Annotated in this window: 9 protein-coding genes; 5 read left to right on the plus strand and 4 right to left on the minus strand. The window is 62.4% G+C overall.

Features of this window, described 5'->3' with window-relative positions; translation table 11 throughout:
- The first annotated feature begins 303 nt into the window (after positions 1-303).
- On the plus strand, positions 304-945 hold the full coding sequence (locus AAF555_11830; protein ID MEM6912254.1) for a YiiX/YebB-like N1pC/P60 family cysteine hydrolase: 642 nt from the start codon (positions 304-306) through the stop codon (positions 943-945).
- Between the two features lie 419 nt (positions 946-1,364).
- Complete coding sequence (locus AAF555_11835) at positions 1,365-2,297, plus strand: permease (GenBank protein ID MEM6912255.1); 933 nt, start codon at positions 1,365-1,367, stop codon at positions 2,295-2,297.
- A 22-nt stretch (positions 2,298-2,319) separates the two neighbouring features.
- Here the strand turns inward: AAF555_11835 and AAF555_11840 are convergent, their stop codons facing one another.
- Together AAF555_11840 and trpS are read right to left on the minus strand one after the other, a co-directional pair.
- On the minus strand, positions 2,320-2,565 hold the full coding sequence (locus AAF555_11840) for a DNA-binding protein (protein MEM6912256.1): 246 nt from the start codon (positions 2,563-2,565) through the stop codon (positions 2,320-2,322).
- Positions 2,566-2,693: 128 nt separating this feature from the next.
- On the minus strand, positions 2,694-3,659 hold the full coding sequence (trpS, locus tag AAF555_11845; protein MEM6912257.1) for a tryptophan--tRNA ligase: 966 nt from the start codon (positions 3,657-3,659) through the stop codon (positions 2,694-2,696).
- A 283-nt stretch (positions 3,660-3,942) separates the two neighbouring features.
- Here trpS and AAF555_11850 point away from each other — a divergent pair, with 283 nt between their 5' ends.
- Positions 3,943-4,440, plus strand: coding sequence for a fasciclin domain-containing protein (locus tag AAF555_11850; GenBank protein MEM6912258.1), 498 nt, complete (start codon positions 3,943-3,945; stop codon positions 4,438-4,440).
- 64 nt (positions 4,441-4,504) lie between these two features.
- Here the strand turns inward: AAF555_11850 and folP are convergent, their stop codons facing one another.
- Both folP and AAF555_11860 read right to left on the minus strand, forming a co-directional pair.
- Entirely contained in the window at positions 4,505-5,371 is an 867-nt protein-coding gene (folP, locus tag AAF555_11855) for a dihydropteroate synthase (protein ID MEM6912259.1), read from the minus strand.
- Positions 5,368-6,240 carry a histidinol-phosphatase gene (locus tag AAF555_11860; GenBank protein ID MEM6912260.1) on the minus strand — a complete coding sequence of 291 codons (873 nt, stop codon included), beginning with the start codon at positions 6,238-6,240 and terminating at the stop codon, positions 5,368-5,370. The genes folP and AAF555_11860 overlap by 4 nt, the downstream gene beginning before the upstream one ends.
- On the opposite strand from AAF555_11860, the gene AAF555_11865 reads away from it, so the two are divergent.
- Both AAF555_11865 and AAF555_11870 read left to right on the plus strand, forming a co-directional pair.
- Positions 6,239-7,318 carry a phosphate acyltransferase gene (locus tag AAF555_11865; protein MEM6912261.1) on the plus strand — a complete coding sequence of 360 codons (1,080 nt, stop codon included), beginning with the start codon at positions 6,239-6,241 and terminating at the stop codon, positions 7,316-7,318. The genes AAF555_11860 and AAF555_11865 overlap by 2 nt on opposite strands.
- A 6-nt stretch (positions 7,319-7,324) precedes the next feature.
- Positions 7,325-9,037 (plus strand): sodium:solute symporter, encoded by a 1,713-nt coding sequence (locus AAF555_11870; GenBank protein MEM6912262.1) that lies wholly within the window; start codon positions 7,325-7,327, stop codon positions 9,035-9,037.
- Positions 9,038-9,206 lie beyond the last annotated feature (169 nt).

Genomic DNA, 9,206 nt, shown 5'->3' on the forward strand with positions numbered 1-9,206 from the left:
CAAGCTGCAGAATTGGCTGGTAGAATGGCCGAGTGGATTTCGGGCCAGACCAAGGCGCGACGAGGGCGCGGTGCAGGCACCGTAACCGAGGAGCAACGCTGGGCTGGCTCGAAAGACACCGGCTCTTCCTTCCCCGCGCTTCAGCGCCTCTTCCCCACAACACCTCCCTCCATTCTACCAGTGAATTCTGGAGCTTGGTATTAGAGCGTCGGACCACCGCCGAGAAATAGAACCTCTCTAAAAAGGCAATTCCTCCGCCCGAAACGCTTCTCTTGGAACGCGAAATGCGCCTCACCTCTTCCCATGCGTCGCTTGCTCGCCCTCCTGCTGCCCCTCTCGCATCTGCCATCTCTGGCTTGGGCGAATCAACGGGAGCTGCTTCAAGAAGGAGACTTGATCTTCCAGGTCTCGAACTCCGCCCAGAGCGAACCCATCCAGCGAGCCACCGGCTCCCTTTGGTCGCACGTCGGCATTCTCCTGAACCACCAAGGGAAACTAGCGGTCTTCGAAGCGGGCCAACGAGTCTGCTGGACCTCCATCGAAGACTGGATCGCCCAAGGACGGGACGGCCTCTTCGCGGTCAAGCGACTCCGCCACGCCGAAACGCGGATCACGGACGCGGTCCGACAAAAGTGGCGGGAACTGGCCTCCGCCTGGGAGGGCAAAAGCTACGACCTCCAGTTTTTGAAAGAAGACGACTCGCTCTACTGCTCCGAACTGGTCTGGAAAATGTATCGACGGACCCTAGGCGTGGCCATCGGCCAATGGAAACCTCTCCGGACCTACAACGTAGCCGACGCCATGGTCCGACAAATCTTGGAGGAGCGCTACGCGGGTCGGCCCCCATGGGAGGAACCCATGATCGCCCCAGGAGCCGTCTTTGATTCGCCGCTTTTGGAACTCGTCACCCTGCAAGGAGCGCCCGAAAGCAAGCTTGAGGACTAATACCAAGCTGTAGAATTGGCTGGTAGAATGGCCGAGTGGATTTCGGGCCAGACCAAGGCGCGACGAGGGCGCGGTGCAGGCACCGTAACCGAGGAGCAACGCAGGGCTGGCTCGAAAGACACCGGCTCTCCCTTCCTCGCGCTTCAGCGCCTCTTCCCCACAACACCTCCCCTCCATTCTACCAGTGAATTCTGGTGGTTGGTATAAGACCAAGCTGCCATTGCGCTCCTTGGGAAAGAACCCGAGACTCCCCCCCGGTGAGTTGTTGTCAGCCCAAGGAAGAGCCTCCCTCCTCCTCCCCATCTCCCGACGCTTGCTGCGCGCCGGGACCGAAGATCGACTGGCTATTCTGGGGCTCGCTCAGCCTCTGCCTCCTGGGCTACCTCCTACACCGAACCGCCTCTGAACCCTTGAGCGGGGTGCCTTTTTGGGGCGACTTCCTTCGCGCAATCCATGAGCTGCTCAACCAGATGTGGTGGGGCCTGCTCATGGGAATCTTGGCTCTCACGCTGCTGCGGCACGTCCCTCGGGAACTGGTGGTCGGCCTTCTTGGACGCTCGGGAGGCCTAGCTGGGATTCTGCGCGCCACCGCGGCCGGCCTCTTGCTGGATCTCTGCAACCACGGAATCCTGCTGGTGGCGGCCAAGCTCTACGAGCGCGGGGCCAGCCTTGGGCAGACCTTCGCCTTTCTCATCGCCAGCCCGTGGAACTCGCTCTCGACCACCCTCGTGCTCTGGGCCCTGCTCGGTTGGCAGTGGACGATGGTGGTGGTGCTGCTCTCGGCCGCCGTGGCGATCGTGACGGGTTGCCTGGTGGAAGTTCTGGTTGCCAAAGGAAAGGTCGCTCCCCATCCCCACCGGGTGGCTTTGCCGGAGGACTTTCACTGGGCGCGGGCGGCCCGGGCGGCGTTTCGTCAAATCCGGCCCAGTTGGCGAGGAGCGGGCCGGGCGCTTTGGGAAGGCTGCCAGGAATCACGGATGATTCTGCGGTGGCTCTTTTTGGGAGCCATCCTGGCCGCGGCCCTGCGCGGGGGGTGGAGTGCAGAAAGCTATCAGACTTGGTTGGGGCCCTCCCTTCTCGGCCTGGGGCTCACTCTGGTGGCGGCCACCTTGATCGAGGTTTGTTCGGAAGGCTCCAGCCCCTTGGCGGCCGACCTCTTTCACCGGGCCCAGGCACCGGGAAATGGCTTCACCTTTCTCATGGCTGGGGCCGCCACCGATTACACCGAGCTGATGGTCCTGCGGGAAGCGACGGGGCGTTGGCGGCTCGCGCTCTTGCTCCCCTTGTTGACGGTGCCGCAGGTCCTGGTGCTGGCTTGGGTCCTCAATCAGCTCCCCTCAGTCAGCTCCTGAAAGGAAAGCGGGAAGGGGGCCTTTAGTCCTCTTCTGAGAGGTTATCGCTCTCTTCTGCGATTCGCTGGAGGGCCTCAATAAAATCATCGAGATACTCCGCTGGCACCAAAATGGTATCGCGATGCCCGCGGACGTCTTCGGTGATTTTCACGAACTGGCCGCGATCGTTCTCCTTGAGATCCAAGAAGAAGACTTTTCGCTCGGTTACGATCTTCTCCGAGTGCAGAAGATCCGGCCCACCCGGCTTCCGATTCTCTTTGCCAAACATCTAAACTCCTTCTCGTTGACTTACAGGTCCGGCTCCGACATGGAACCGCTCTTTTAAGAATTAAAGCGGCTTCGGAGGGGTCGCAAGTCCCTTTCAAAGTGGGAAAAAAAGTGGGAAAATAGGCTGACTCATGCCAAGCCAACCGCTCGGCGGACCCGATCCAAAACCCGAGCCGCCTCCGCCCGAGCCCTCTCGGCCCCGGCTCTCAAAACCGACTCGATGTAAGCGCTCTCCTTTTCCAGCTCCGCCCGCCGGGCCCGCATGGGAGCAAAATGCTCCCAGTAGGCCTCCCAGAGTCGCTTCTTGAAGTCCCCATAGCCGACTCCACCCTTGGCGAAATCCTCCTCCATCTGCTGCACCTCCCCCTCGCTCGCGAACAAGGCATAGAGCGCCAGGATGACGGAACCTTTCGTCGGTTTGGGTTCCTCCACCGGAGTGGAATCGGTCTGGAGGCGCATGACCAGCTTCCTCTGCGCCTTCTCTGGCCCGAAGATGGGGAGGGCATTGCGGTAGCTTTTGCTCATCTTCTGGCCGTCCAGCCCGGGCACCACGGCGGTCGCTTCCCGGATCCGCTCCTCCGGTACCACCAAGGTACCCTCCCCATAGCGATCATTGATCTTGAGCGCCAGGTCGCGCGTCACCTCGACGTGTTGCTTTTGATCCTTGCCGACCGGGACCAAATGACTGTCATAAATCAAAATGTCGGACGCCATCAGGACGGGGTAGGCAAAGAGCCCGTGAGAGGGAGAAAGGCCTTTGGCGATCTTGTCTTTGTAGGAGTGACAGCGCTCCAAGAGTCCCATGGGGCAAACCGTGCTCAAGATCCAAGCCAGCTCATGGACCTCCGGGACATCGGATTGGCGAAAAAAGATGGCTTTCTCGGGATCGAGCCCGCAGGCCAGAAAATCGAGGGCCGCTTCCCGCACATTCTCCCTCAGGCTGGCCGGCTCGGGCGAGGAGGTCAGGGCGTGGTAATCGGCGATGAAGTAGAAGGCCTCCCCCTCCTCTTGCAGCTCGATCGCCGGCTGCATCATCCCGAAGTAGTTGCCAATGTGGGGCCGGCCGGAAGCCTGGATGCCGGAGAGGATTCTCATGGTCGCGCCATCAGACCGTAGACCCCCTCAGGGCGCAAGTTCTGAGCGCACCGGAGGGCGTTCTAAAAAAATTTTCGGGCTTTTTTTGAGCGACCTGACACCCGCTCCAAGGTGGCCAAAAAGCCCCCCATCGGGGGTGCAACCGCAAGGCGTAAACGGCCTTCTGCCTGGGCCGGATGCGAAAGTTTTTTGCCGAGGTCGAGCGATGGAACTCCTTCGGACAGAAGCTCGTATCCTCCCATGGTGTCGTTTCCGATACCATCACAAAACCACGAACAGACCAATGAAAAAACTCGCAATCGTCCTACTGACCACCGGCGCCCTCGCCTCCACCAGCCTCGCGGGAGGCCACGAAGCCAAGCCCGCTGAAAAAGACATCGTGGGAGTGGCCGCCGCCAATGAATCCTTCACCACGCTGGTGGCCGCCGTGAAAGCCGCCGGGCTGGTGGAAGCACTCCAAGGCGAAGGCCCCTTCACCGTCTTCGCGCCCACCAACGAAGCTTTCGCAGCGCTTCCCGAGGGCACCTTGGAAACGCTTCTCAAACCAGAGAACAAAGAACAGCTCACCAACATCCTCCTCTACCACGTCGTCCCCGCCAAAGTGATGGCAGCCGACGTCAAAGCGATGGAAGCCCCCACCCTTCTGGAGGGGCAAACCATTACGGTGACAGTCGATGACGGGGTCATGGTGGACCAAGCCAAGGTGGTGGCGACCGACGTGAAAGCCTCCAACGGTGTCATCCACGTCATCGACGCCGTGATCCTTCCCGACGCCGGGTAAGGAGCACCTGCTCTTTCTTCTTGCACGCGCCAAAAAAAGGGGCGGCCTCGCGGCCGTCCCTTTTTTATTGAAGAGCGTCCCACAGCCGCACGGCCTCGGCGGCTTGGGCGACTGCGTGCACTCGAAAAATATCCGCCCCCTCGTCCAGGCCGGCCATCAAGCAAGCGAGCGTGCCAGCGTCTCGGGCCTGGGCCTTCCCGATTCCCAAGACCTCGCCAATGACGGTTTTGCGCGAAATCGGCAGCAAGACCGCGCAGCCAAATTGATTCAGTCGACCAGCAGAGCGCAGGATGGCGAGGTTGTCTTCCTTCTGCTTCGCGAAATCGATTCCCGGGTCCAGGATGAGCCGCTCGCGGGCCAATCCGACCGACTCGGCCAGGGCCACTTTCTCGGCGAAAAAGCCCTCCAGCTCTTCCCAAATGTCCGGGTAGACCTGCTCCTGGTTGGCCACCTTGACCTGGCCCCGGTTGTGCATCACCAAAAGGGCCGCCCCGGCCGCTTGGCAGGCCACGGCGTTGCGCGAATCAGGCAGGGCGCTCATGTCATTGAGAATCTCTCCTCCGACTGGCAGAACCTTCTCCACCACCTCCGGCCTCCAGGTGTTCCACGAAAGAAGGGGCGGCCAGAGCTGCTTGTCATCGCGCGGTCCTGCCTTCGCCAAAATGGCTTCCCACTGCGCCCAGAAAGCCAGGAGACGCTCCGCTTCTTCCTCGCTCGCGATGGCTTGGCGATTGGTGCGGGCGCTCTCCGCCCCCACGTCAATGAGGTCCGCGCCCTGCCGCAGCATCTCGCTGACCTGAGCGGCCGCCACCTCCAAATCGAGCGTGCCATCGCCCGAAAGAGAGTCTTCGGTCAGATTGCAGATGCCCATCACAAGCGCTCGGCGCAGTTCGATGCGTCGACCGCTCCTCGGAACCCCCAAGACCTTCATAACGGCACCGCCCTCCCTGCCCGCCTCTCAAAACGAAGCGTTTCCTGAAAGCCACACTCCGCGGCCAGCCGCCTCGCTCGATCGAAATCCCGGGCCACCTCCCCGGGCCGGTGGGCATCCGAGCTAATGACCAGCCCGACACCCGCCTCAGCCGCCAGCTCCAAAAAGCCCCGCGCCGGGTAGGCCTCGGCACAGTCCTTGTGCCAACCGGCAGTGTTGATCTCAAAAGCCACCTGCCCCTCCACCAGGGCCTCGATGGCCGGTTCATAGTAGCGCCGCAAGTCGCCCGTCGGCCAGTGCCCGAACTTCTTCACCAGATCGGGATGCCCGACAAAATCAAAGAAGCCCGAGCGAATGGCCTTCGTGAACAAAGCCCAGTAGCGATCCCAAGTTTCCTCCACTCCCAAGGCCCCGATCCGATCGACCAAGCGCGGATCATCCACCGCCCAGCTCTCGTCGAGGTAATGGACACTGCCGATGAGGTAATCAAACTCGGCCGCCGCCGCCAGCTCCTCGATCCAGGCCTCCCCACCCTCCAAGTAATCCACCTCCAGCCCGAGCCGGACCGGCAGGCTGGCCCCGCCCGCAGCCCGCGCCCGCTCGACCCACTCGCAGTAAGCAGGGAACTCAGCCCAATCCATGCGCCAATCGTCGAAGGCTTCCCGCATCGGACTGTGGTCGGAAATGCCCATCTCGACCAAGCCCGCCGCCCGGGCCGCCGCCACCATTTGTTCGGGGCTGCCCTCCGCGTGGCGACAGAGCGGAGTGTGCAGGTGGTAATCGGCCGGGGGCGTCACGGCCTCACCTTCTCTATCGGATTGGTGCTTCTCAAACAGGATTTTCTGTTCATACTGTGCTGTCTCCCCCATGCCGAAAGAATTCTCCTTTTCCGAACCGGACCCCTTCACGCAGAGGCTCTTCGACAAGCTGCAGCGCCATCCTAAGCGGATCGTTTTCACCGAGGGGCACGACCTCCGGGTCCTGCGGGTGGCTCGGGAAATGGTGCGCCGCGAAATCGCCGTGCCCATCCTGATCGGCAACCGAGGAAAGATCCAAGAGTTCGCCGCTCGGGAAGACATCTCGATGGAGTTCATCAATGTCATCAACCCGGAGCGCTCCGAGGACTTGGAACTCTTCTGCCGTCGCTTCGAGAAAATGGAGCGCTACCGCCAAATGAAGGTCACCGACGCCCGCCGCATCATGACCAATCCCCACTACTTCGCCGCCATGATGGTGCAGTATGGCCAGGCGGACGGCCTCATCGGTGGGAACCAGAGCTTCCCGGCCGCCATCATGCGGGCCTTGCTCCACATCATGAAGCCCTTGCCGGACTGCCCCCGCATCGCAGGCTGCACCGTGCTGGCCGGCTTGGGGCTGCCCCACTTTGGCGAGGACAATGTCCTCTTCTTGGCGGACACCGGCGTCATCCCCGAGCCGAATTCCAATGAGCTGGCCATGATCGCGGTCGAGGCCGGCAAGCTCTTTCGCCACCACCAGGGGCGTCCCGCGCGCGTCGCCATGCTCAGCTTCTCGACCAAAGGCAGCGCCCACACCCTCGGGACCGAGACCGTGCGGGCCGCCACCGCCATCGCGAAAGAACGGATTCGCTCCCAGCACCTGGAAATGGAAATCGATGGCGAGATGCAGGTGGACGTGGCCCTCATCCCCGAAGCGGCCGAGCGCAAGACGGTCCGCGGCCCCGTGGCCGGGAAAGCGGACGTCCTCGTCTTCCCGAATCTCGATTCCGGGCACATGGCCTTCAAGCTCCTCCACCACATCGGCGGGGCTCGCAGCTACGGTCAAATCATCCTCGGCCTGGCCCGCCCGGCCGCCCAAGTCTCGCGCGCGGCCACCGAAGAGAGCATCCTGGGGACGGCGGCCGCCGTCGGGGTGGAGGCCGTGAAATACCACGAGCTTTACCTGGACGACTTCCTCTCCGACGCCTAGACGCCCATGCAAGGTCTCGACTGGGCACTGGTCGCCCTCTACTTCGCCGGTCTCCTCTGGATCGTGAAGTGGGCCTCGCGCCAGCAAAAAACCACGGCCGACTACTTTCTGGCCGGTCGCCACGCGGGCTGGTTCGTGGTCGGCGCCTCTCTCTTCGCTTCCAATATCGGCTCCGAACACATCGTGGGCCTGGCCGGCAATGGCGCGGAGAGCGGGCTGGCCATGGCCCACTGGGAACTGCACGCCTGGATCATGGTCTTGCTGGGCTGGGTCTTCGTGCCCTTCTACTACCAGAGCGGCGTCTACACCATGCCGCAATTCCTGGAAAAGCGCTTCAATTCGCAGACCCGATGGGTGCTCTCCCTCGTCAGTCTGATTGCCTACGTCTTCACGAAAGTGTCGGTCACCGTCTACGCCGGGGCTATTGTCTTCAAGGCCTTGCTCCCGGACGCATTCGGCTCGCCGGACAATGCCTTCTGGGTGGGCGCTTTCACCACCGTCATCCTGACCGGCGTCTACACCATCTTCGGCGGGCTGCGGGCCGTTCTCTACACCGAGGTGGCGCAAACCGTCGTGCTCCTGCTGGGCTCGGTCTTCATCACCCTCTTTGGCCTGCAAGCCCTGGGAGGCTGGAGCGCGCTCGTGGAGCTGGCCTCCGAGCGCAGGGACGACTACGCCCTCTGGCGACCACTGACTGGCCAGGACGCCGCGGGCCAGACCATCCCCTGGTGGCAAAATGACAACTTCCCCTGGCTCGGCATCCTGATCGCCTCCCCCGTGGTCGGCATCTGGTATTGGTGCACGGACCAATACATCGTGCAGCGAACGCTGGCCGCCAAGAGCCTGAGCGACGCCCGGCGCGGCGCGCTCTGGGGCGGGTTCCTCAAGGTCTGGCCGGTTTTCATCTTCCTCATCCCGGGAGTCATCGGCCTGGCGCTTCATCAAAAGGGCCTGCTGGACATCCCCCTCAAGGAGGGGAGCGCATTGGACATCGATGGGGACCAAGTCTTCGCCACCATGGTCTCGAATCTTCTGCCGGTGGGCTTGCGGGGCTTGGTGGTGGCCGGGCTCATGTCCGCGCTCATGAGTTCCCTGGCCTCGCTCTTCAACAGTTGCGCCACCCTCTTCACGATCGATATCTACCAAAAGCTCCGGCCCGGTCGGCTGGAAGCGGAGTATGTCCGCGTGGGGCGCTGGGCCACGGCCGTGGTGGTGGGAGCCGGCCTCATCTGGATCCCCATCATGAAAGCCATGGCCGGGGGCGGCATTTACAAATACCTCCAAAACGTGCAGGGCTACCTCGCCCCGCCCATCACCGCCGTCTTCCTGCTCGGGCTTTTTTGGCGGCGCATCAATGCCACCGGCGCCCTCTGGGGACTGCTGGTGGGCTTCTTCCTCGGGATGGGCAAGCTGGCCATTGAGGCCTGGGTGGCGTCCCGAGGGATCGAAACGGGCCTTTTGGCGGACATCGCCTCCTTCAGCTTTCTCTACTACTCGGGCGTCCTCCTGCTCCTGAGCACCAGCCTCATCATCGGCTTGTCCTATCTCAGCCCTCCGCCCTTGAAATCCCAGACCGACGGCCTGACCTGGGGCGGCCTCTCCGCGAGCGACAAACGAGCCATCCGCGAAAGCTGGGACCAGCGAGACCTCTGGGCCACCGTCCTGGTGCTGGGCTTGGTGGTCGGGGTCTACCTCTACTTCAGTTTTTGGCTCGGGTAGGGGACCCGCCGCCGTCCCTCTCTTTTCCTTATACCAAGCTGCAGAATTGGCTGGTAGAATGGCCGAGTGGATTTCGGGCCAGACCAAGGCGCGACGAGGGCGCGGTGCAGGCACCGTAACCGAGGAGCAACGCAGCGCTGGCTCGAAAGACACCGGCTCTTCCTTCCCC

Source organism: Verrucomicrobiota bacterium (assembly GCA_039027815.1).
Lineage (GTDB): Bacteria > Verrucomicrobiota > Verrucomicrobiia > Verrucomicrobiales > JBCCJK01 > JBCCJK01.